Raw genomic sequence first — 560 nt, 5'->3', positions numbered from 1 at the left:
ATATCGAGCTAGTTAATCAGGCGAAAGGTGAGAAGACTAAAGAAGTTGAAGAGCTAAGGGTTCAGATAGAAACTTTGCAGGCTACTATTGATGATGTATATTCAGGTCAAATAACTCCAGAAAACGATCCCTTCAATGCTAAGTTGAATTCTAAAAAACAGGAATTAGCAGATTTAATAAAGATTAGTTCTTTTACAAAGTATCAACGACACTTAGAACTTGTCAATCTAGCCATTAAAACGCTTGTTCCAGAGATAAAAAATATTGAAGTAGATAGAAGTTCAGGAAAAGCTAGACTAATGGTTGATAACTTTGGCAATAGAGTAAATATAGCTCAGTTATCACAAGGTCAGAAGATGTTGGTAGCCCTTTCTGGAGACTTGGCAAGACGCTTAGTCAAACTGAACCCTAACTCTGAAAATCCTCTACATAGCCATGGGGTTGTAGTTATCGATGAAATTGAACTGCACCTTCACCCTAAGTGGCAGCAAGAAATATTAATCAATCTTCAAAAGACTTTTCCTAATTTACAGTTCATAGTGACTACCCATAGTCCTCAA

1 protein-coding gene is annotated in these 560 nt (G+C 36.2%); it reads left to right on the top strand.

All coding sequences use genetic code 11. From position 1 onward, the window contains the following. Window positions 1–560 (top strand): AAA family ATPase (locus ACS8FC_RS19825; protein WP_439298047.1); only part of this gene is annotated, 560 nt, incomplete at both ends.

The sequence above is a fragment of the Psychrobacter sp. 1Y4 genome (assembly GCF_051847555.1).
The sequence above is the reverse complement of the archived record's forward strand: the minus strand, read 5'-3'. Positions and strand labels throughout refer to the sequence as shown.